Origin of the sequence: Variovorax sp. RTB1 (assembly GCF_035018765.1) — a bacterium.
In the GTDB taxonomy this organism is placed as follows: domain Bacteria; phylum Pseudomonadota; class Gammaproteobacteria; order Burkholderiales; family Burkholderiaceae_C; genus Variovorax.
Map to the genome: position 1 here is coordinate 126805 of NZ_JASJXG010000006.1, position 23609 is coordinate 150413.

At 65.5% G+C, this 23609-nt stretch carries 14 protein-coding genes and 1 pseudogene; 10 read left to right on the forward strand and 5 right to left on the reverse strand.

Translation table 11 applies throughout. The annotated features are described in order from the left end of the window. Positions 1-31: 31 nt before the first annotated feature. Positions 32-889: a ferritin-like domain-containing protein gene (locus tag QN397_RS06725; RefSeq protein WP_323500483.1), complete on the forward strand. Its 858-nt coding sequence runs from the start codon at positions 32-34 to the stop codon at positions 887-889. A 15-nt stretch (positions 890-904) separates the two neighbouring features. On the opposite strand, the gene QN397_RS06730 is transcribed toward QN397_RS06725, so the two are convergent. After that, positions 905-1951, reverse strand: coding sequence for a septal ring lytic transglycosylase RlpA family protein (locus tag QN397_RS06730; RefSeq protein WP_323500484.1), 1047 nt, complete (start codon positions 1949-1951; stop codon positions 905-907). A 4-nt stretch (positions 1952-1955) separates the two neighbouring features. Further along, positions 1956-4763: a bifunctional [glutamate--ammonia ligase]-adenylyl-L-tyrosine phosphorylase/[glutamate--ammonia-ligase] adenylyltransferase gene (gene glnE / locus QN397_RS06735; RefSeq protein ID WP_323500485.1), complete on the reverse strand. Its 2808-nt coding sequence runs from the start codon at positions 4761-4763 to the stop codon at positions 1956-1958. 25 nt (positions 4764-4788) lie between these two features. Between glnE and QN397_RS06740 the strand changes: the two genes are divergently transcribed. From QN397_RS06740 to QN397_RS06750, 3 genes are all read left to right on the forward strand, one after another. Beyond that, complete coding sequence (locus QN397_RS06740) at positions 4789-8913, forward strand: YhdP family protein (protein ID WP_323500486.1); 4125 nt, start codon at positions 4789-4791, stop codon at positions 8911-8913. Positions 8914-9066: 153 nt separating this feature from the next. Next, positions 9067-11109: a PAS domain-containing sensor histidine kinase gene (locus tag QN397_RS06745; RefSeq protein WP_323500518.1), complete on the forward strand. Its 2043-nt coding sequence runs from the start codon at positions 9067-9069 to the stop codon at positions 11107-11109. Between the two features lie 14 nt (positions 11110-11123). Continuing rightward, positions 11124-11750 carry a response regulator transcription factor gene (locus QN397_RS06750; RefSeq protein WP_323500487.1) on the forward strand — a complete coding sequence of 209 codons (627 nt, stop codon included), beginning with the start codon at positions 11124-11126 and terminating at the stop codon, positions 11748-11750. Positions 11751-11767: 17 nt separating this feature from the next. Here QN397_RS06750 and QN397_RS06755 read toward each other — a convergent pair whose 3' ends face one another. Together QN397_RS06755 and QN397_RS06760 are read right to left on the reverse strand one after the other, a co-directional pair. Continuing rightward, the gene (locus tag QN397_RS06755; protein WP_323500488.1) at positions 11768-12421 is read right to left on the reverse strand and encodes an OmpA family protein; all 654 of its coding nucleotides are present in this window, start codon (positions 12419-12421) and stop codon (positions 11768-11770) included. 60 nt (positions 12422-12481) lie between these two features. Further along, the gene (locus tag QN397_RS06760; protein ID WP_187053606.1) at positions 12482-12643 is read right to left on the reverse strand and encodes a hypothetical protein; all 162 of its coding nucleotides are present in this window, start codon (positions 12641-12643) and stop codon (positions 12482-12484) included. Here QN397_RS06760 and QN397_RS06765 point away from each other — a divergent pair. From QN397_RS06765 to QN397_RS06780, 4 genes and pseudogenes are all read left to right on the forward strand, one after another. Then, a complete protein-coding gene (locus tag QN397_RS06765; RefSeq protein WP_323500489.1) occupies positions 12642-13787 on the forward strand; it encodes a murein transglycosylase A in 1146 nt (381 codons plus the stop codon). The genes QN397_RS06760 and QN397_RS06765 overlap by 2 nt on opposite strands. A gap of 4 nt (positions 13788-13791) precedes the next feature. After that, positions 13792-15862 (forward strand): annotated as a pseudogene (locus QN397_RS06770) (hemagglutinin repeat-containing protein). A 2-nt stretch (positions 15863-15864) separates the two neighbouring features. After that, positions 15865-16203: a hypothetical protein gene (locus QN397_RS06775; RefSeq protein ID WP_323500490.1), complete on the forward strand. Its 339-nt coding sequence runs from the start codon at positions 15865-15867 to the stop codon at positions 16201-16203. An 83-nt stretch (positions 16204-16286) separates the two neighbouring features. Next, a complete protein-coding gene (locus QN397_RS06780; RefSeq protein ID WP_323500491.1) occupies positions 16287-16688 on the forward strand; it encodes a hemagglutinin repeat-containing protein in 402 nt (133 codons plus the stop codon). Here QN397_RS06780 and QN397_RS06785 read toward each other — a convergent pair. After that, a complete protein-coding gene (locus QN397_RS06785; protein ID WP_323500492.1) occupies positions 16604-19024 on the reverse strand; it encodes a PhoX family protein in 2421 nt (806 codons plus the stop codon). The genes QN397_RS06780 and QN397_RS06785 overlap by 85 nt on opposite strands. 122 nt (positions 19025-19146) lie before the next feature. On the opposite strand from QN397_RS06785, the gene mdeB reads away from it, so the two are divergent. Next, entirely contained in the window at positions 19147-21822 is a 2676-nt protein-coding gene (mdeB, locus tag QN397_RS06790) for an alpha-ketoglutarate dehydrogenase (protein ID WP_323500493.1), read from the forward strand. 79 nt (positions 21823-21901) lie between these two features. Then, complete coding sequence (locus tag QN397_RS06795; RefSeq protein WP_323500494.1) at positions 21902-23608, forward strand: bifunctional diguanylate cyclase/phosphodiesterase; 1707 nt, start codon at positions 21902-21904, stop codon at positions 23606-23608. Position 23609 lies beyond the last annotated feature (1 nt).

Here is a 23609-nt window from a genome sequence, read left to right on the forward strand (position 1 = left end):
ATTAAAATCTGCCCGCCTTAGAAAGATTTGAATGCTCTACCCGGAACTTTTCAGACAACTCGAATCCGTCCGTTGGGACATGGAGCGGGATATTCCGTGGCAGTCATTCGACGCGACCAAGCTCACCGAAGAGCAGGCTCAGACGATCAAGATGAATGCCATTACCGAGTGGGCGGCGCTGCCGGCCACTGAAATGTTTTTGCGCGACAACCGGCACGACAGTGATTTTTCGGCATTCATGTCGATCTGGTTTTTCGAGGAGCAAAAGCATTCATTGGTGCTGATGGAATACCTCAAGCGCTTCAGCCCCCAGCACGCGCCGACCGAGCAGGAGCTGCACGACGTGCGCTTCGATTTCGATCCGGCGCCGCCGCTCGAAACGCTCATGCTGCATTTCTGCGGCGAGATTCGCCTCAACCATTGGTATCGCCGCGCCGCCGAATGGCATACCGAGCCGGTCATCAAGCACATCTACACCACGTTGAGCCAGGACGAAGCGCGCCACGGCGGCGCCTATCTGCGCTACATGAAGCGTGCGATGGAAAAGTTCGGTGACGAAGCGCGTGCCGCTTTCACCAAGGTCGGCGTGTTGATGGCCAGCGCGCGCCGCACGGCCCAGGCGCTGCACCCTACCAACCTGCACGTGAGCAAGGCGCACTTTCCGCGCGACACGATCCAGAGCCGCATGCCCGATCCGGACTGGCTCGAGCATTGGCTCGACAACCAGATCAAGTTCGATGCTGTGTGGGAAAGCAAGGTCGGCGAGCGCATCCTGCACAACCTGAGCCTGTTGATGAACCGCAGCTTCAAGACCGTGCAGGAGCTGAACCGCTACCGCAAGGAGCTGGCGACGACGATCGCTCCGAAGACGGTTTACCAGGGCGCTTGAAACAGGGCGCCTGGTTCAGCGCCGCTCGACGACGATCGGCGCCAGTTGCAGGCCGTTTCGCACTTGCTCCGCCGTGCTGCGAGCGATGTCCCGCGAGGCGTAGGGCCCCACCTGAACGCGATGGGTGTTGCCCTCGCTGAACACATTGAGGTTGGCCGCGAGTTGCGGCATCGTCGTCGCCATCTTCTGCTGAAAGGCGATGGCGCCGTCGCGCTGGCTGAAGGCGCCCAGTTGCACCCAGAAGCCTGCGGTCGACATGCCGGGTGGCGCGTCGGCGGCAGGCGTGGTCGACCCGGTTGGTGCACTTGAAGCCAATGGCGCCAATGGCTGCATCGCCGGCAGATCCGCGACTTCAGCGCGCGGCGAAGAAACCACCGGCGTCGTGAAAACCGAAGGCACTTCGACGCTCTGAGAAGAGGTCGGCAAAGGCGACAGCGTTGCGACAGGCGCCATCGTTTGCTCGTTCTGCGGTCCTGCCGACGCGAAGGCCGCGGCGTCGCCGCTGCGCCGCCATGTTCCCGCCTGAATCTCCTGGTTCGTGATGCGCTCGATCTCGGCCGGCGCCACGCCGCGCAGCAAGTCCAGCTTGGCCGCCGCCGCATAGCTGAGGTCGATCACCCGATCGTCGTGGAACGGGCCGCGGTCGTTCACCCGCACGATCGCCTCGCGTCCGTTGGCCGGATTGCGCACGCGCACGTAGCTCGGCAGCGGCAGAGTCTTGTGCGCGGCCGTCATGGCGTACATGTCGTAGGGTTCGCCGCTGGCGGTCGACTGGCTGTGGAACTTGCTGCCGTACCACGAGGCCAGCCCTGTTTCCTTGAAAGGTCGGTCGTCGGCAATCGGCACATACGAACGGCCGAGCACGGTGTAGGGCTTGCTGGTGCCATTGGTGCCACGGATGGTTTCGACGCGGGGTTCGGCGTCGGGCGTGCGCGACAGTCCTGAAGGAGGATTCGACGGCGCGCCATCGCGACCACCGCGCGGTCCGCTGGCACAGGCAGCGAGCAGCACGGCCGCGGCCATCGCCACAGCAACTGCCGAGACGGTCGACGACCGCGTCATCGCCTCAACCAAACACGGCCTTCCACAGCGCCAGCATCGCTTCGCGCTCGACCGCCAGGCCCGGCAGGTCGACCTGCGTCGGCTCTTCGTTAAGACGCGCCCGATGCTGCACACGGCGCAATTCGCGGTACGCCGAAGCAGCACCGCGCCCGACGCCTTCAGGCAGCAAGCCGGCGGCTTCGGCCCGCAGCAGCAGTGCGATGTTGCCGACGTTGTCGATCAGTTCCGGGTGCGCCTTGGCCGCGCAGAGCACGAGGAATTGCACCGCGAATTCGGCATCGACCATGCCGCCGCGGCTGTGCTTGACGTCGAATTTGCCGGCCTTCACCGGCCTGGCGGCGCGCACCTTGTCGCGCATCGCGATGATCTCGGCTTTCAACGCGTCGCGGTCGCGTGGCGCCACAATGACGGCCTCCCGCACCGCGTCGAAGCGCGCGCCGAGCGCGGCATCACCGAGCACGAAGCGGGCACGCGTCATGGCCTGGTGCTCCCACGTCCACGCGGTGTTGCTGCCGCGGCCCAGTTGGTACCTTTCGTAGGCCGCGAAGCTGCTGGCAAGCAAGCCCGAGTTGCCGTTGGGCCGCAGGGCCGTGTCGATGTCGAAGAGGTCGCCCTCACGCGTTTTCACGGTGAGCCAGTTGATCAACTTGCGCACATAGGTCGCGTAAACGTCGCCGGCGCGTTCGTCGTCGTCTTCGTAGACGAAAACGATGTCGAGATCGCTGCCGTAGCCGAGCTCTTTGCCGCCCAGCTTGCCGTAGCCAATGATGGCGCACTGCGGCTCTTCACGATGCGGGTTGCGCACTTGCTTCCAGCACCAGCGCGCGGTCACACGCAGCACCACGTCGGCCAGCGCGCTCAGGTCGTCTGCCACCTGTTCCACCGTGATGCGGCCATCGACGTCGCGTGCCAGTGTGCGAAACAGTTCGGCGTGATGCGCATGACGCAGCAGGTTGAGCAGGCGCTCTTCGTCGGCCTCGCCGGTGCCGCGCAGCGCTGCATGCCGCGCTTCCAGTTCGCGCTCGAAGTCCGCGGCGTCGAAACGGCCCAGGAGCATTTCGTCGCTGGCCAGTTCATCGATGACGCCCGGGTTTTGCGTGAGGTAGCGCGCCGGCCATTTGGCCGAGCCCAGCAAGCGCAGCAAGCGCTCCTGTACGGCGGGCCGTTCGACCAGCAACGCCAGGTAGCTTTCGCGCCGCAGCAGCGGCTCGATCCAGTCGGCCCAGCGCAGGGCAGCATCGGTGTGGCGCGATATCTGGCCGGGGCCATCGTTGTCGGGCTCGCGCAGCCATTGGGCGGTGCGCTGCACCAACTGCCGCAAGCGTGCCCGCGTGTCGTCGCGCAACGCCAGGATGCGCGGATGCTCGCACCACGCCTTGATGCGCTCACCGAAAGCCGGCGGCAGGCTGTCGATCAAATCGACCAGTTCGCCCGAGGTGCCGCTGCTCTTGCCGCCTTTGCATTTGCTGCAGTTCTTTTCGCCGCCGAGCAGCTTGTCGAACTCCTCCGCGACGAACTCGCGGTGCGTATCGAGCTGTTCCAAAAACGGGCAGACGCCGTTGAAACCCAGAGTCGCAGCGATCCAGCGCAGGTCGTCGTCGCTGACCGGCAGCATGTGCGTCTGCTGGTCGTCGAGGTACTGGATGCGGTGTTCGACACGGCGCAAAAATTCATAGGCAGCGGCCATCGCATCCGCGGTTTCCTGCGGCATCAGGCCAGCGCGTGCCAGCCGCTGCAAGGCGTCGAGCGTGGGCCGCGTGCGCAATTCCGGGAACTGCCCGCCGCGCACCACCTGCAGCAATTGCACGGTGAACTCGATCTCGCGGATGCCTCCACGCGACAGCTTGACGTCGTTGGCCCGCTCCGGCCGCCCGGCGCTGCGGCGCGCCGACTGTTCGCGGATCTGCCGATGCAGGATGCGCAGCGAATCGAACACGCTGTAGTCGAGGTAGCGACGAAAGACGAACGGCAGCACCACGCCGCGCAGCGCCTGTGCCGAGCCATCGGCTACCGCCGACGAAGGCGCCACCACGCGGCTCTTGAGCCACGCAAAGCGTTCCCACTCGCGGCCCTGCACCTGCAGGTATTCCTCGAGTGCGTCTAGCGACACCACCGTTGGCCCTGAGTTGCCATTGGGACGCAATGCCAGGTCGATGCGAAAGACGAAGCCGTGCTCCGTCGTGTCTCCGACCAGCGCATAGATGCGCTTGACCGCCCGCGCGAAATATTCCTGGTTCGACAGCTTGCCGCGGCCTTCGGCGTTGCCCGCCGTTTCGCCGTCGTGGTCGTACAGGTAGATAAGGTCGATGTCGCTCGACACGTTGAGTTCGCGTGCGCCGAGCTTGCCCATCCCGACGATCCACAATTGCGCGACTTGGCCAGCCTTTTCTTCTTCACCAAGCGGCGCGCCGTGGATGGCTTCGAGTTCCGACAACGCGGTGCGGCAGGCGACATCGAGTGCGAACTCGGCCAGCTCGGTCACGGCGCGAACGACATCGGCGAGCGGTGCGCCTTCGTCGCAGTCGAGCACGGCCAGGCGCTCCATCACCAACTGGCGCACGGTGCGCAGTGCATCGCCCACATGGGCACTCGCTGCATGTCCACTGCGTGCCTGCAACGCATCGAAGGCGATTTGCATCGTTGCGCGCGTCGGTGTGCCCTTCGGCAGCAGGGTCAATTCAGCCGCGTATCGGCGTCGCAGTCGCTGCACGAAGCGCGAGTGCGACGACAACGGTGAAGCCAGCGGCGCCAACGCGGCACCGGCTGTCTTATCACCGTCTTCGGTGGAACCCGTCTGGAGGCTGGCAGTCATAATTCCTAATACAGCGCGACTCTCAATGAACGACACGGTGTCTTCCCCTTCACGTCTGCTCAAAGTCACCGCTGTCACGGCGCGCTGGCTGTTGGGTTTGCTGATGGGCGCGTGGCTGGTCTTCGCGCTGTCAGTGCTTGTCCTACACGGTTGGATTGTGCCGCGAATCGGCGAATACCGCGGTGCGCTCGAGGCACAAGCCAGCAGGGTCATCGGGGTACCTGTTCGCATCGGTTCCATCACCGCGCAATCGAACGGTTTGTTCCCCACTTTCGAGCTGCGCGACGTGGTGCTGCAAGACGCCCAACAGCGCGATGCGTTGCGCCTGTCGCGCGTGGTGGCGAGCGTGTCGCCGCGGTCGCTCTGGAAGACCAACTTCGAGCAGCTCTATATCGAAAGCCCGCAGCTCGAAGTGCGACTCGATGCCGCAGGCAAGCTGCATGTCGCTGGTCTCGATGTGTCGATCGACACCACCGGAGAAACGCGCGCGGCCGATTGGTTCTTCGGCCAGCGCGAATTCATCATCCAGGGCGGCACGGTGCGCTGGACCGACGAGCGTCGCCGTGCCGAACCGGTGCTACTGACCAACGTGGAGTTCGTCTCGCGCAACAGCGCGCGGCGCCATGCATTGCGGCTCGACGCCACGCCGCCCGCAGGTTGGGGCGACCGCTTCACGTTGCGGGGCCAGTTCCGCCAGCCCCTGCTGTCGGTGCACAGCGGCAAGTGGCAAAACTGGGGTGGGCAGATCTACGCCGACCTGCCGAACATCGATGCCACGCGGCTCGGTCGCTACGTAGCGCTCGACGCGCGCATTCGCGAAGGCAACGGCGCATTGCGCGTCTGGGCCGATGTGGACGACGGCAAGCTCGTCGGCGGCGCGGCCGATCTCGGGCTGGCGCGAATCGATGCCTCGCTCGGCGACAAGCTGCAGCCGCTGGTGCTCCGCGCGGTGACCGGACGACTGGCCGGCCAGTTGAAGGACCAGACGCTCGAATTCTCGACCCGCGACCTGCAGTTCGATACCGCCGACGGCTCGCGCTGGCCCGGCGGCAACCTGTGGTTTCAGCACACGCCGGCGCGCGGCAAGACGGCGGAGCACGGCGCATTCAAGGCCGATCGTCTCGACCTGGGCGCGCTCGCGCTCATCGCCGATCGTCTGCCGTTGGGCGATGCCACGCACAAGGCCATCGAATCGTTCGCGCCGCGCGGCCTGGTCGAGCGCATCGACACGCGTTGGCAAGGCCCGTTCGATGCGCTTGAGACCTACCAGGCCAAAGGGCGTGTCAGCGGCTTCAGCCTGGCGTCGCAAGCGCCACCGGAAGGTGTGCGCATCGGCACGCCGGGCTTGCGCGGTGCCACCGCCGAGTTCGATGCCAGCCAGGCCGGCGGCACCGCGAGCTTGTCGATCGGCAAGGGCGCGCTCGATTTGCCCGGCGTGTTCGAAGAGCCGGTGGTGCCGATCGACCAGCTGTCGTCGCAACTGCAATGGAAGCTCGACGGTGACAAGGTGCAGGTGCAGGTGTCGAAAGCGCGCTTTGCCAACGCCGATGCCGAGGGCGAGGCCGAAGCCACCTGGCGCACCAGCGATCCGGCCGTGTCGCATGGCAAGAGCCGCCACCCGGGCGTGCTCGACCTGCAGGGCAAGCTGACCCGCGCCGACGGCACGCGCGTGTTTCGCTACCTGCCGCTCGACATCCCCAAGCCGACGCGCGACTACGTGCGCGATGCCGTAAACAAGGGTAGCGCCAGCATCGTGGAGTTTCGCGTCAAGGGCGACCTGCACGACATGCCCTTCATGGACCCGCGCGATGGCGACTTTCGTATCGCGGCCAAGGTGGCCGATGTGACCTACGCCTACGTGCCGCCGCAGCTTGCCAAATCGACCGGCGCCATGGCGCGGGGCGTGTCACCCGCCGTCGTCTGGCCGGCGCTCGATCGCCTTTCCGGCGAACTGGTGTTCGAGCGCGCCGGCATGCTGGTGCGCAACGCGCGTGGCCGCATCGTCGGCGCGCCCGGCATCGAGATCGAAAAGGCCGAAGCGCAGATCGCCGACATGGCGCACCCTGCCGCGCTGCTGAAGGTCGATGCACAGGCGCGCGGGCCGCTGGCCGAGCTGCTGCATGCCGGCGCGGTGCTGGCTGGCCCGCTCGGCGAGCCGATGGGCAAGGTGCGCGCTACCGGCAATGCGGACTACCGGCTCAAGCTCGACCTCCCGCTCGCGGCCGTCGACAAGGCAAAGGTACAGGCCAGCATCGCGCTGACCGACAACGATCTGCAACTCGTGCCCGAAGCACCGGCGCTGACGCAGGCGCGCGGCACCCTGAACTTCACCGAAGGCGGTTTCTCGCTGGCCGGCGTGCAGGCGCGTTTGATGGGCGGCGAAACGCACATCGAAGGCAAGGGACGCTTTGGTGGATCAGCCGTGGGGGCGGGTGCCACGCCGCAAGACCTGAGCTTCAAGGCGACGGGCACCGTGACCGCTGAAGGCTTGCATGCCGCGCGTGAGGTCGACTGGCTTGCGCGGCTGGCAACCAAGGCGACCGGCACCGCTGGCTACACCGCCTCGCTGTCGGCGCGCGACGGCACGCCGGAGTTCCTGCTGACCAGCAGCCTCGTCGGCCTCGGGCTGCAATTGCCTGCGCCACTTGCCAAGCCAGCCGACGAAGCGATGCCGCTCAAGGTCGAGAAGAAAGTGTTGTCGCGCGAGGCCCGCGCCGGCCGCACGCCGCTGGTGCAAGACCAGTTGTCGGTCGAACTCGGCAAGGTCGCATCGGCGCAGTACGTCCGCGATGTGTCGGGCGACGATGCCAAGGTGCTGCGCGGCTTCATCGCAGTCGGGCTCAACGCGGGCGAAGCCGCTGCGCCGCCACCAAATGGTGTGCAGGCCAACATCAACCTCCCGCGGCTCGACCTCGCGGCCTGGCAGACGCTCTTCACCGAGACCACCGGCAGTGCGCCCGAGGCCGTGGCCAACGCCACCAGCGCCGACGATGCGCTCTCGTATTTGCCGACGATGATCGCCGTGCGCGCCAAGGAGCTCGCGGTATCGGGCCGCACGCTGCACGACGTGGTGCTGGGCGGCACGCGCGACGGCACGCTGTGGCGGGCCAACATCGACGCCGTCGAACTGAGCGGCTATGCCGAATATCGGCATACGCAGGCAGGTCGATTGCACGCGCGACTGGCGCGCTTGAAGATCGCGCCGAGCGAGGCGCACGCGGTCGAATCGCTGCTCGACGAGCAACCCGACACGCTGCCTGCGCTCGATGTGGTGGTCGATGATTTCGAGCTGCTCGGCAAGCGGCTCGGCCGTGCCGAAATCGATGCCGTCAACCTCGGCGGCGCAACGCGCGAATGGAAGCTCAACAAGCTCAGCCTCACGATGCCTGAAGCCACCTTCACAGCGCAGGGTTCGTGGGCGGCAGTGCCGGGTGCGGCGCCGCGTGGCCGTGCCGCACCGCGTCGCACTTCGATGAACTTCAAGCTCGACATCGCCGATGCCGGGGCTGTGCTCAATCGCTTCGGCATGAAGGACGTTCTGCGGCGCGGCAAAGGCAAGCTGGGCGGTGATGTGGACTGGCAAGGATCACCGTTCTCGCTCGACTATCCGAGCCTCAACGGACAACTGCAGGTCGATGTCGAATCAGGCCAGTTTTTGAAGGCCGACCCGGGCTTGGCCAAGCTGCTGGGCGTGCTGAATCTGCAAGCCCTGCCGCGCCGCCTCACGCTCGATTTCCGCGATGTGTTCAGCCAGGGCTTCTCCTTCGATTTCGTGCGCGGCGATGCCCGCATCGTCGATGGCACGGCCATCACCAACAACCTGCAGATGAAGGGCGTGAACGCCGCGGCGTTGCTGGAGGGCTCGGCCGACATTGCGCACGAGACGCAAAATTTGCGCGTGGTGGTGGTGCCCGAGATCACGGCCGGCACGGCTGCGCTGGTCGCTACTGCCATCAATCCGGCCATCGGGCTCGGCACCTTCCTGGCGCAGTGGTTGCTGAGTAAGCCGTTGTCCGCAGCCGCCACACAGGAGTTCCAGATCGAAGGCTCGTGGACCGACCCGAAGATCACCAAGGTGGCGCGCCGAACGCCACTGGCGGGATCGACGCCGCCGCCTGGCATACCGTCCAACACGGAGATCAAGCAATGAAAGTCGCTGCGATCCAGATGGTTTCCGCCGTCTCGTGCGGGGTCAATCTGGCGCGCACGCATGCCTTGCCGCTCGAAGCATGAGCGTGCGGTGAGCGTCCCTGGCTTCGAGCGCAACGCCTGGCAGCGCTGGTATCTGTGGCTGTTGCTCGCCATGCTCGTGCTTGCATTGCTGGGCACCGTGGTCTGGCTGGCGGGGCGCCATGAGGTCGAGCAGGCCCAGGCCGCGCTCGATCGCGACACCACCGACGCAGTAGCTGATTTGCGCGCCAGCCTGCAGCGCAACATTCAAAGCCTGCGTGCGTTGCGGTTGCCCGCGCAAAACGCGCGAGGCGATGCAGCGTGGCCACCCGAGGCAGCAGCGCTGCTGCGCGAGCACCGCGAGATGGTCCGGCTGGAGCGGCGCGATGCGGGTCTGATGCCTTTGGCCGTGCTCGAAACCCCGTACCGCATGCGCATCTTCGACAAGGTCACACGCGGCAGCGAGCAAAACGATGTCGCACTGGCCTGCGCGGCTGCCCGCAAGCTGGTGGCACCGGCCTATTCGCCGAGCCACTACGTGCCGATGCCCGAAGGCGGTGGCATCGAACTGATGGAGCTGTGCGTGCCGGTCGAGGGCGGTTATCTGGTTGCGACCTATGGCTTGCGCGACATGCTGACCGAGCTGCTCGGCCCGACGCTTGCACGCGGCCAGGAGGTCGCCTTTGCCGAGCCCGATGGCACGCGTCTCGCCATCATCGGCGTGCGCCGTCGCGCCGGCACGCGCATCTTCACTTCGCAGCAGCTGGTCGACTTGCCGGGCGTCACGCTCATGCTGCGCGTCGACGGCTGGCGCGCTGCGCCCGATATCTTCCCCAACCTGCTGACCGCGCTGGTGACTGCCATCTCGATCGCGCTGGTGTCGGTGCTGGTGCTGCTGGCACGCGATACGCGGCGCCGTCTCAAGGCCGAGTTCGAACTTGCCGAGACGCTCGCGTTCCGCAAGGCGATGGAAGACTCGGTGATCACCGGCCTGCGCGCGCGCGACCTCCGTGGCCGGCTCACTTATGTCAACCCGGCCTTCTGCGAGATGGTCGGCTTCAGCGCAGAAGAATTGATGGCCGTGCACGGGGAGACGGCTGGATCGGAGTCGGGTCATCGCGACGCCCCCGGCATGCCCGAGGCGCCCTATTGGCCGACCGAACTGGCGCACGAATATCAGCAGCGACAAGCGCATCGTCTGGCCGGCGGCGTGCCACCGCGCGAAGGCTTCGAATCGGTCTTCATGCGCAAGGACGGCTCGCGCTTTCCGGTGCTGATCTTCGAGGCGCCGCTGCTCAACGCACAGCGCGTGCAAACCGGCTGGATGAGCGCCTTCATCGATGTCAGCGAGCAGCGTCGCATCGAAGAACTGTCGCGCGCCAGCCAGGAGCGGCTGCAGGCCAGCGCCAGACTCGCGACCGTCGGCGAGATGGCCTCGCTGCTGAGCCACGAACTCGCGCAGCCGCTCGCGGCGATTGCCAGCTATGCGAGCGGCTCGCTCAACCTGCTCGAAGGTGGAGCCGATCGGGGCGACGCGGACCTTGGCGCGGTGATCGACACCAATGTCGAAGTCGCGATGGCCGTGCGCCGCATCGCCGAGCAGGCCGACCGCGCCGGGCAGGTGATTCGCAGCGTGCATGACTTCGTGCGGCGGCGCGACCGTACGCGCGAGGCGGTGGCGCCACGTGCGCTCATCGATGCCGTGCTGCCGCTGGTGCAATTGCAGGCGCGCAAGCTCTCAGTGCGCATCGACATGGTGCTCGAAGACCCGTTGCCGGCCGTGCTGTGCGACCGCACGCTGGTCGAGCAGGTGCTGCTCAATCTGGCACGCAACGGAATGCAGGCGATGGACCTGCCGGAGTTCGTCGACCGCGTGCTGCAACTGCGCGTGCTGCTGGCTGGCGGCACCGACAACAGAAACGGGAACAGCAATGGCAACGCACGCGCCGCTGAAGGCCGTCGCTGGGTCGAGTTCTCGGTGGCCGACATCGGCAGCGGCATCAGCAAGGACGTCGAAGAGCGGCTCTTCACGCCCTTCTTCACCACGCGGGCCGACGGCATGGGGCTCGGCCTGAGCCTTTGTCGCACGGTCGTCGAACAACATGGCGGTGCGTTGGTCTATGCACCGCATCGGCCGCGCGGCACCGTGTTCCGCTTTACCTTGCCCGCTGCCTGAAAGAACATACGTCCGTGCAACCGCTGAACGATGCCCTCATCTTTATCGTCGACGACGACGCCAGCGTGCGCGAAGCATTGGCGTGGCTGCTGCGCTCGCGTCGGCTGGAGAGCGAACACTTCGCCACCGCCGAGGCGTTCGAAGAGCGGCTTCTCGACATGCCGGTGACCGAGCGGCCGCATTGCCTGCTGCTCGACGTGCGCATGCCCGGCACCAGCGGGCTCGTGTTGTTCGATCGGTTGGCAGAGCGAGGTCTGCTCGATGCGATGCCGGTGATTTTCTTGACCGGCCATGCCGATGTGCCGACCGCAGTGGACTTGGTCAAGCGTGGCGCGTTCGACTTTTGCGAGAAGCCGTTTTCAGACAACGCGCTGGTCGATCGCATCGAGCACGCGCTGGGCGCATCGCTGCGATCGCTGGACCGCAAGCAGGCGCAGCGCCGGCTTACCGATCGCATCGCAGAACTCACGGAGCGCGAGCACGAGGTGATGCGGCTCGTCGTCGAAGGCCTGCCCAACAAGCTGATTGCCGACCAGCTCTCTATCAGCGTGCGCACGGTGGAAGTTCACCGCGCGCGGCTGTTCGAAAAGATGGAGGTCAGGTCGGCCGTGGAGCTGGCCAACCTGCTGCGGCCGGCCTGAACGGCCGTCTTTTTGCGTTAGCCCTGCGAACGCTCGCCCACGTAGATTTCGATGCGGCGGTTTTGTGCACGGCCACTGTCGGTCGCGTTGTTGGCCACCGGCTCGCGCGAACCGCGGCCATCTATGTTGATCGCCGAGGAACGCACGCCGCGCGAGACCAGATAGTCGCGCGTGCTGGCGGCGCGTTCGACCGACAACGGGTTGTTGATGGCGTCGGAGCCGGTGTTGTCGGTGTGGCCGATGATGCGCACGTCGGCATTCGCGTTGTTGCGCAGGCCGGTCGCGAACTGGTCGAGCACCGGTGCGAGATTGGACTTGATGGCGGCGCGGCCGATGTCGAACGACGCGTCGCTCGGAATCGCCAGCTTGAGCTCGTTGTTGGCCGTTTGCGTGACCGCGATGCCGGTGCCTTGCGTGGCCTGTTCCATCTGGCGCTTTTGCGCTTCCATGCGTTGCGACCAGAAGTAGCCGCCTGCTGCGCCGGCCAGTGCGCCGACCGCTGCACCGGTGCCGATCGCACCGCGATTGCCGCCCGTGGCGGAGCCGATGGCGGCACCGGCCAACGCGCCGATGCCGGCGCCCGCACCGGTGGTGCGTTGCGTATCGGTCATACCGGCGCAGCCCGACAAAACGACGGCAGCGGTGGCGGTTGCAAGAATGAGTTTTTTCATGGTGATCCCTTTGACTCGGTGACTGAACTGGTTAACGACTGATTATCTAAAGAGCCGCGATTATGTTGGCGGCAGCTTGTCGTCAGCGTCGGCCGCATCCCCGTCCTTGTGTGCGGGTGTGTCATCGATTTCACCGCGCTTGCGGCCGGAGAACATGGTCCACCAGACGATGAGGACAAGCACCGCGCCGGCTGCGAAGGCTTCGAGCAAAATCAGACCCATGAAACAAGGACTCCGGTGGCGGCTTGGGGTGGCGATGGTAGTGGCAATGCTGGCGGGGTGCTCCTTCGGCCCGCGTCTGCCCGATGCCACTGCGCCTTCGGCCGCCACGCCCCCGCCCGATCTCGGCCCGCTCACGGGCTCGCTCATGCATCCCAAAAGCCGCTGGGTGCCGGTCGCGTGGACCGAGCTTCCCGGCTTCGTCGAAGACCCGCTGCATGAAGGCTGGATCGCATTGCTGTCGAACTGCGCTCGGCCCAATGCGGTGTTCAAGCCACTGTGCGGCGACGTGCGGCGGCTGTCGATCGGCAGCCCCGACGAACAGCGCCAGTGGATGATCGACCGGCTGCAGCCGTACCGCATCGAGTCGCTTGCCGGCCAGAGCGATGGTCAGCTCACCAGCTACTACGAACCGGTGTTCGAAGCCTCGCGTCGGCCCACCGCTGCGTTCAGCGTCCCGCTCTATCAACCGCCTGCGAGCATCGGTGCGCGCCGCCCCTGGTTCACCCGTCAAGAGATCGACACGGTGCCCGAAGCACAGGCCGCATTGCGCGGCCGCGAGATCGCATGGCTGACCGACCCCATCGACATGATGATGCTGCACATCCAGGGATCGGGCCGGTTACACATCACCGAAGCCGATGGCTCGCAACGCACGGTGCGCGTGGCTTTCGCCGGCACGAACGATCAGCCCTACAAGAGCATCCAGTCATGGCTCGTCGGCCAAGGCGCCACGCGTGTCACCAAGTGGCCCGACGACACCAAGGCCTGGGCCGCGCAAAACCCGCAGCGCGTGCCGCAACTGCTGTGGAGCAACCCGCGCTACGTGTTTTTCCGTGAAGAAGCGTTGACCGACATGGATGCCGGTCCGCGCGGTGCGCAAGGTGTGCCGCTCACTGCGGGCCGCTCCATTGCGGTCGATCGCGACAGCATTCCGTACGGCACGCCGGTCTGGCTCGCGTCGAACGGCCCAACCTTGCAGCTCGCCAAGCTCGTGGTCGCGCAAGACACCGGCAGCGCCATCCTCGGCGCGGTGCGCGCCGATTACTTCGCAGGCACCGGCATCGATGCGGGGCGGCTGGCCGCCAAGGTGAACCAGCCGTTGCGCTTGTGGGCGCTGTGGCCGAAGGCGGTTGCCACGCCTTGAGCAGATGCCGCGCGCCACGCGGGCTCGGGTAAGCCAAAAGCTCTCTTCGGCAAAGCATGCCTGCGTACAGCGCACCACACGGCCCGTGCAATATCTGACGCCAGCCCGTCAAGTCACTGCCACCGGTGCCACGCTCAGCAGCAGCAACGTCACGCTCGACGCCGACAACGCCGTCACGCTTCAAGCCGCACAGAACACCACCACCCAGACCAGCAGTTCCAGCGGCAGCAAGCAGATCCCGGGCGCAAGTTACAGCGTGGGCGAGCAGAACGGCTTCACCGATCGACATCGGGGCGAGCCAGTCGCGCGGCAAAGGAGACGGCCGCGACGTCAGCCAGGTCAACACATATGTGGATGCGGACAACACCGTCACCATCCGCAGCGGCGGCAGCACCACGCTGTCGGGTGCTGTGCTCACCGCCGACACCGTCAAAGCCGATGTCGGCGGCAACCTGAGCATCACCAGCCTGCAGGACACCAGCACCTCCACGTCCAGGCAAAGCGGCGGTGGCTTCGATGTGAGCCTGTGCGTGATCTGGTGTGCAGGCACCCCGGTGACCGGCAGCGTGAGCGACAACACGGCCAAGGGCAACGGCAGCTACGCCAGCGTGACTGAGCAAACCGGCATCCAGGCGGGCGACGGCGGCTCCCAGGTCACTGTGGCGGGCAGCACGAACCTGGTGGGCGGGGTGATTGCCAGCACGCAGGGGGCGGTGGACGCCGGGGTGAACACGTTCGCGACCGGCAGTCTGACGACCAGCAACATCGTCAACTACGACATCGGCAGCGGGCGCGGCTACAGCCTGAACGCCAGCTATAGCGGCTCGCAGTCGAACGGCTTGAGCCAGGACGGCACTCCCACCACCAGCAGCGGCATCGGGGGTGGCTACGGCTTCGGCAGCGCGGGCGGCAGTCAGACCAGCGTGACGACAGCAGGGATCTCCGGGAGCGGGGGCAACACGGCCGTGCGGACGGGCGATTCGTCGAACGGGCTGACGCAGCAGTACGCCGATGCCGGCGCGTTGCTGAGCGAGGTGCAGACGCAGGTGCAGATCACTTCGGCGTTCACGAACACCTTCGGGCCGGTTGTTGCAGATGCGGCCGTGAGCTGGCTCACGGCCTTGTTCGCACCGACTGGCGTGACGGCAGTGCCGACACCGGGCAATCCGACACCTGCCGCAACAGAGCTGGTGCAAGGTGACCAGGCAACGCGCCAGGGGTTTGCGACCATCCAGGGCGACCCGACGCTCAGTCCGGACCTCAAAACATTCGTGCTGGACCTCAAGACCATCTACGACAACGATGCGTTTGTGCAGGATGCGGTTCACCAAGCGGCGACCGACCCCCTGGCTTACCAGATGGGCCTGACGGGTACCGACCAGAGCAACCCGGCGGTGAAAGTCATCTTCCCGGCTGTTGCAGCCGCCGGTGCGGAATCTTCCGCTGCAGCGCGTGGTGCAGTAGCTTCGCTGGCAAGCGCTGTCGCCACGGGCGGATTGAAGTACGACCCTGTCAGCGACACCTACACATCGGCCTCTGGTGGCGTTGCGACCGGGGCATTCGTCCGTGCGCTCTCAAACGTCTCTGGCACCGCGATAGGTCTGCTGGACGCGGGCACTGCAGCGCTTGTCAGTGCGCTGCAAACTCAGCTTCCCTTTTTGGGGAAACTCGTCGTAGTCGTCACGGCGGTTGCGATGAATGCGGCCAACGGGGATGGGAGTTCGGGCAGCGGGCCGACAGGGGGCAATCAGGCGGACACTTACGGGACGCCGCCAAGTGGGGCCACGCCTCCGCCAAGTGGAGACAACGACAAATCGGTTTCTAGTAAAGACCTCGACTTTGGTGGTGTATCGCGACATTCCGGAGCCCGATTAGAGGCGAAAGGGATAGCCGTCGAAGAAGCAGAACTTGCGGTCAGGGAAGACGTCGATCGCAGAATTGCCAATGGCTCCTTCGAAACTTCAAGTCAAAAATCTATTTCATATCAAACCAATGTAAATGGAGTTCAAATCGAATACCGAGTAATCCGTCTTTCCAATGGTCGACTAAATGTCGGCACAATCTTTCCAAAATAGCGATGCGCCCACTTAAATCATACGAAACTGAGTTGTTAAGTAAAATTTCACTACGAACCTTGAACTCCGATCCGTTACCTTTCGCTTCCATGCTGGCAGAGGATGTTGCGCCGGAGGACAAGGATTGGTATCACGTTAAATTTTTCTACGTCGACAGCGTTTTGGGTGCAGAAGGGTATTCAATTCTGCTTGATTGGTGCGCTGCGGATTTGGATGGTGCACCGCTGGAACTGTTAGCGTTAGGAAGTGCAATCGGACGACCTTATGAATTAGAGATTCGGCGATTGGATCAACAGCCAATAATTGAACTACCGTCAGTAGAAAAATGGAGAAGTCGGTGAGGCTATCTTAAAGACGCTGCGTCGGCACGAGTGCTGTCCAATGTTCCGCTTACAGTAACGAAGCGAGTCTGCCCAGAACGATCATGCATTCAGGCGTAGATCACGGCGACCGGCGACCGGCGACCGGCGGCGGTGCCGGCACCAACATCACCGCCACCGGTGCCACGCTCAGCGGCAGCAACGTCACGCTCGACGCCGACAACGCGGTCACCCTGCAGGCCGCGCAGAACACCACCACCCAGACCAGCACTTTGAGCGGCAGCAAGCAGACCCTGGGCGCCAGCTACAGCGTGGGCGCGCAGAACGGCTTCGCCCACGATGTGGGGGCGAGCCAGTCGCGTGCCGTGCTCGCGCTCACCGCCGACACGGTCAAAGCCGATGTCGGCGGCACTCTCAACGCCTACAACCCGATGACCCCGCCGTCGTTCTTCGTGATCATCACCGTCGCTGAACGCGGGCGCGCTACCGCACCACCGGGACCATAAGGCAGCGCGATGCCGGCGCCGGTGCCTGGCCAATGGCTCTCGTACTTGGTCGGGTCACCGATGTTCGCGGCGGCGGTGTTCTCGCCCGGATGCTGGATGTTGATGAACAGCGCCTTGCCGTCCGGCGACTCGGCCAGGCCAGTCACTTCCGATCCCTTCGGGGCCGTCAAGAAGCGCTTGAAGATGGTGTCGGTCATCTTCTTGCCGGCATAGGTCGTGACGGTCACCGGTGCGGTGCCGGCGGTGCCCGGCTTGCCGTTGGCCTGGTTGACCACGTCCATCTTTCCGCCGTCGCCGTACGTGCCCGGAATGGCAGCCAGCAGCATGCAGTTGGTGACGTCGTAGTAGGCGTTGTCGTCGGTCTCGATCCACAGGATGCCGCTGGCGCGCGAGAACCAGCAGCCGTCGGGCTTGGAGAGGTCGTTGAAGTCGGAGAGCGCCGACAGGTTCACGTTCTTCTGGTAGTTGACATCGTCCAGCCCTGCATCGGCCTTGGCCTGGCTGCCGAAGAGGTAGATGTCCCAGTTGAAGGTGGTGGCCGATGCGTCGTTGTCGGTTTCGCGGATGCGCATGACCTGGCCGTTGACGTCGCCCTTGTTGGCCTGCACCGCAGCGTTTTGCGTGGTGATGGCCTTGTTGTCGAGCCAGTAGCGCGGAAAGGCCGGATCCACGTCGGGGTTGGGCACGTTGTTGCTGCTGGTGGAGCCGACGTTGCCACGGTCCGGGTTCTCCGTCATGGTGATGTAGATCTCGCCGTTGAGCGGATTCACCGCCGTCCATTCGGGGCGATCGCACTTGGTGGCGCCGGCCGCATCGGCAGCCAGACGCGCGTTGACCAGCACGTCCGCCAGGTCGGTGAAAGCGTAGGCCGTGTTGCCCGAAATCGCCGCGTTGGTCAGGTCGAGCTTGAGCCAGGTGCCGCTGCCGTCGGCGTTGAACTTGGCTGCGTAGAGCGTGCCGTCGTCCAGGTACTTGGCGCCGGTCGCGAGGCGGTCGCTCGGGTTCGCATCGGCCGCGATCCAGGTGGCTTTCGAGACGTACTTGTAGACGTACTCGCTGCGCGAATCGTCGCCCATGTAGAAGGCCAGCGGCTTGCCGACAACCGGGTTGCTCGGCCATGCACCTTCGTGCGCGAAGCGGCCGAGGCCGGTGTGCTTGACGGGTGTGGACGACAGGTCGTACGGATCGATTTCGACGACCCAGCCAAAGGTGTTGTGCGTGTTGCGGAAGTCGTCCGTGCCATCGGTCGATGCGCCGGTTTTGCTGGCGTTCCAGCGTTGGTATTCGGTGCTTGCCGGGTCGGCCGCAACCACGGTCGACCAGCGCTGGCCGCCCGTCACGTTCTGCTTCAGCCCGATGCGCAGGAAGGCCGTGAGTTCCTTGGGCGTGCGTTGCGCATCGTCGGCCGCGCCACGGGTGAAGAAGCCGGCGAAGTTCTCTTCGCAAGTGAGGTACGTGCCCCACGGCGTGTACCCGCTGGCGCAGTTGCCGATCATCCCGCGCGTGGTCGTGCCGGCGGGTGAGTACAGCGTCTTCAGCAAGGCCGAGCCTTTGGCCGGACCGCCGAATGTCATCGGCGTGCGCGGCGTGATGCGGCGGTTGAAGGTCGATGTCTTGACCGTCGCCAGCTTGCCGCCGCTGCGGGCCAATTCGACCACCGATGCGCCGTGCGCCTCGACTTCTTTCAGCGCTTCGGCTTCGGGCCGTGCACCGGCAGTAGCGCCGGCATTGGTCTGGCCGTTCGGGTGCATGAAGGCCACCGTGCCGTTGATGGCTTCGTGGTTGATGCACATCAGGCCGCGGTCGCTGTTGGTCAGCGTCGGCTTGCCGTCGCCGGTCAGGCCGAAGAAGTGCATGCCGTCGTGCTGGTCGCCGCTGCGTCGGCCGAAGTTGTCGTCGGTGCCGTCGTTCTTGTAGTCGCTGACGGCCGGGTCGATCGAGTCGCCGGTCGCGTAGATCACGGTCGCGGTGTAGCCGAGCGGCACGACGATGCTGTCGGCCAGACTCTTGCTCACTGCCGTGAAGCCCAGCGCTGGACCAGCGGCTGGCGCGGGTGCCGGTGCAGGGGGCGGCGGTGCGGGCACCGGTGCGGGAGCGGGCGCCGGCGAAATGATCGGGAAGCCGCCGCTGCTGCCGCCACCGCCGCAGGCACTCAGTGCCAGCGGGCCGAGCGTCGCGGCAGCGAGTGCGCCGACGCCGCCGCGCAGCAAATGCCGCCGATGCATGCGTGTGGCGATGACGTCACCGAGCGCTGTGTTGGCGCTCGGGTTGTTGTCGAAGTCGTCCGGGTCGGCGTACGGATTGACAAGAGAAGTCGGAAGCGTTCTATCGTTCATGGCGGGCTATGGCTTTTGTTGCTGGCTGACGGGAGCCTGACCATATCCACGCGATATGACGGTTTCGTGGCAATGCGCGGCAGTGGCGATACTGTCGAAGCACACCGAATCGGAACCAACGAATGAACGCCTTGTCCACGCTTCAACTCAGTGTCCTCGCTGGCGCGCCCACGGGAGCGTCTACAGGGGATCCTGACCCGCAGGAAACAGCCGAGTGGCGCGACGCCTTCGCCGCGCTGGTCGAAGCCAGCGGCCCGGAGCGCGCAAAGCAGATCCTCGACGCTCTTGCCGAGCAGGCCCGCGCCCAACGCATCGGCTGGCAACCCGAGCTGTGCACGCTGTACGTCAACACCATCGCCGTCGATGCGCAACCGGCCTTCCCCGGCGACCTCGCGATCGAAGAACGCCTGGCCTCCCTCATGCGCTGGAACGCGCTGGCGATGGTGGTGCGCGCCAACCATTCCTACGGCGAACTCGGCGGCCACATCGCCAGCTACGCCAGCGCGGCCGATCTGTTCGAGATGGGCTTCAACCACTTCTTTCATGCCAAGAACGAGGGCCATCGTGGTGATCTGGTGTTCTTCCAGCCGCACAGCGCACCGGGTGTCTACGCAAGGGCGTTTCTCGAAGGCCGACTGAGCGAAGACGATCTCACGCACTACCGCCAGGAGCTGACCGCCCCCGCCTTCACCCAGGGCAAGGGCGCACGCGGCCTGAGCAGCTACCCGCATCCCTACCTGATGCCCGACTTCTGGCAGTTTCCGACCGGCTCGATGGGCATCGGTCCAATCAGCTCGATCTACCACGCACGCTTCATGCGCTACCTCACCGATCGGCAGCTGCTCGACTGCAGCGCCCGCAATGAAAACGGAAAACACGTCGCAGAGCGACGCGTGTGGGGCGTGTTCGGCGACGGCGAGATGGACGAGCCCGAATCCATGAGCGCATTGACCCTGGCCGCGCGCGAGAAGCTCGACAACCTGGTGTGGGTCGTCAACTGCAACCTGCAGCGCCTGGACGGCCCGGTGCGCGGCAACGGCCGCATCATCGACGAGCTCGAAAAGCTCTTCGCCGGGGCAGGATGGAACGTCGTCAAGCTGATCTGGGGCAGCGACTGGGACGGCCTCTTCGCGCGCGACACCACCGGCGCGCTGGCCCGTGCCTTCGCCAACACGGTCGACGGTCAGATGCAGACCTTCGCCGCAAAGGACGGCCGCTTCAACCGCGACACCTTCTTTGGCCAGAACGAAGAATTGAAGCGCCTGGCGCAAGGCATGACCGACGAACAGATCGATCGCCTCAAGCGCGGCGGCCACGACTTCGTGAAGATCCACGCCGCCTATGCTGCAGCCGCGGCGCACGTCGGGCAGCCGACCGTCATCCTGGCCCACACCAAGAAGGGCTACGGCATGGGCGCGGGGCAAGGCAAGATGACCACGCACTCGCACAAGAAGTTCGAGAGTGCCGACCTCATCGGCTTTCGCAATCGCTTCAACCTGCCGCTCTCCGACGAGCAGGCGACCTCGCTGTCTTTCTACAAGCCGGCCGACGACAGCGCCGAGATGCGCTACCTCAAGGCGCATCGCGAAGCACTCGGTGGCGCGATGCCGCGGCGCGAGACAACCTGCGACGTGGTGCCCGTGCCAGCCATCGATGCCTACGCCAAGTTCGCGCTCGAAGCCGACGGCAAGGACATGAGCACCACCATGGCGTTCGTGCGCATGCTCGGCGCGCTGATGAAAGACAAGGCATTGGGCCCGCGCGTGGTGCCCATCGTGGCCGACGAGGCGCGCACCTTCGGCATGGCCAACTTGTTCAAGCAGGTCGGCATCTATTCGAGCGTGGGCCAGCGCTATGCGCCGGAAGACATCGACACCATCCTGAGCTACCGCGAAGCCACCGACGGGCAGATCCTGGAAGAAGGCATCAGCGAGGCCGGCGCCATCGCCAGCTGGACCGCTGCCGCAACGAGCTACAGCGTGCACGGCCTTGCGATGCTGCCGTTCTACATCTACTACTCGATGTTCGGCTTCCAGCGCGTCGGCGACCAGATCTGGGCAGCCGCCGACCAGCGCTCGCGCGGCTTTCTGCTCGGCGCCACATCGGGCCGCACCACGCTCGGCGGCGAAGGGCTGCAGCACCAGGATGGCACCAGCCATCTGATCGCAGCGACCATTCCCAACTGCAAGGCCTACGACCCGGCCTTCGCCGGCGAAATGGCGGTGATCGTCGATGCGGGCATGCGCGAGATGCTGGTCGAGCAGAAGGACGTTTTCTACTACGTGACCTTGATGAACGAGAACTACGCGCAGCCGAGCCTGCCGGCGCAAGTGCATGCGGATGTGTTGCGCGGGTGCTATCGGTTCGGACGGTACGGTGAAGCGAAGGGAGTCGCGGACGTCACGCTATTGGGCTCCGGCGCCATCCTCACGGAAGTGATCAAGGCCGCGCAGCAACTGGCGAGCGAGGGCATCGCGGTCGATGTGTTCAGCGTTACCAGCTGGAGCGAGGTCGCGCGCGATGGCGGCGCGTGCGAGGCGGCGGCGTTGCGTGGCGATGCCGTCTCAATGCCCTTCATCGCCCAGCAACTCGGCCGGGGCAACGGCCCCGTCGTGGCCGCGACCGACTATGTCCGTGCCGTGCCTGAGAGCGTGCGCGCCTACCTGCCCGAAGGCCGCCGCTACCTCACGCTCGGCACCGACGGTTTCGGGCGCAGCGACACGCGTGCGGCCCTCCGCGACTTCTTCGGTGTCGATGCGGCCAGCATCGTGCGGGCTGCGCGGCACGCGATGCGCTGAGTCGTCGCCTAACGCTGTTTTGTGCGCTCGATGCGATTCCTGCGCCCCGGCGGGCGTACTTTGGTGAACAATTGCCGCCATGTTCACCCGCACGCTCGTCGGCCACCTCAAGATTCGCGATGGGCAGATCCTCTGGGCCGACGTGGACGCGCACCACTTGCTGGGCTATGCGCCGGGCTCGCTGGCTGATCTGCCGTTTGCCGAGGTGCTCGAACCGGTGGCCGTTGAAGCGGGAGTCGGGGGTGGCCCCACGCTCGGCGCAAAAACCGCATTCAACACCGAAGCCCTGAGCGACGTCGCCGTGCCCGCACTCGGCGTGGTCGAGCGCGACAACGTCGTCCTGCGCGGGCTGCACGGCGAGGGCCTGCTGGTCGACATGCGTGCGGAGCGCATGGACGACCAATCCATCCTGTGGAGCTTCGGCCTGAAGATGAGCCGCGTGCGCGCCGAGCGGCTCGACATGCTGTCGCGGCACGACGCACTCACCCGGCTGCCCAACCGCATTCCAACCCTGGAAGAACTGCAGCGCGCGCCGCACATGCACGACGGCGACCCCGAGCGGCTGCTGGCGATCTGCTATCTCGACCTCGACCAGTTCCGCAACGTCAACGACGGCTTCGGCCCGGTCGGTGGCGACGCCGTGTTGCGCGAAGTTGCGCGCCGGCTGAAGGCGGCGGTGCCGCACGATGCCACCGTGGCCCGCGTCGGCGGCGACGAGTTCGCGCTGGTGATGTCTTTCACCAGCCAGGCGCAATGCGACGATTTGATCGAGCAGGTGCTGGCCCGACTGGCCCACCCGTTCCGGCTGCAGGAACGCACCACGCGCATTCGCGTCAGCGTCGGCGTGGCGTTGATGCGCTATGGCGAGGAGCCGACCGAAGTGCTGCTGCAGCACGCGCGCTATGCGCTCTTTTTTGCCAAGCGCGGTGGTGGCAGCCAGGTGCAGTATTTCGACGCGTCGCGTGCGCTCGAGCAGCACCAGGAGCAGCAGATTCGCCAGCGCATCCGGAACGGCCTGGAGCAGAGCGAGTTCGTGCTCGCGTACCAGCCCAAGGTCGACATGGCGCACGGCAAGGTCATCGGCATGGAGGCGCTTGTGCGCTGGCAACATCCGCAATACGGGCTGTTGCAGCCGGTCGCTTTCGTGCCGCTCATCGAAGACCACGAACTGGTCGAGCTGCTCGGCGACTGGGTCATCGGCGAGTCGATGCGGCAGGCGGCAGCGTGGCTCGATGGTGGTTTGCGCACGTCGATCAGCGTCAACATCAGCCCGCGCCATTTGCTGCGGCCCGACTTCATCGAGCGGCTGACGCGGCACCTGGCGCGCTATCCGCAACTGCAGGCCGGCGTGCTCGAACTGGAGATCCTGGAAACCACCGCCATCAAGGATTTCGGCGCGGTGGCCGACTTCATCCTGGCCTGCAAGATGCTCGGCGTGCCGGTCACGCTGGACGACTTCGGCACCGGCTATTCATCGCTCACTTATTTGCGCCAGTTGCCGGTGGCGGCGCTCAAGCTCGACCAGTCTTTCGTGCGCGGCATGGTCGAGGACGCAGAAGACAGGGCCATCGTCGAAGGCATCCTGGTAATGGCGCACGGGCTCGGGCGCAAGGCCATCGCCGAGGGTGTCGAGTCCGTCGCGCACGGCGATGCGCTGATGGCGCTCGGCTGCACGTTCGGCCAGGGCTACGGCATCGCCCGGCCGATGTTCGCGCCACAGATTCCGGAGTGGATCGCGGAGTTCGAGCGCGCGCCGCCGTGGGGACACGCGGCGCCTGCGGCTTGAA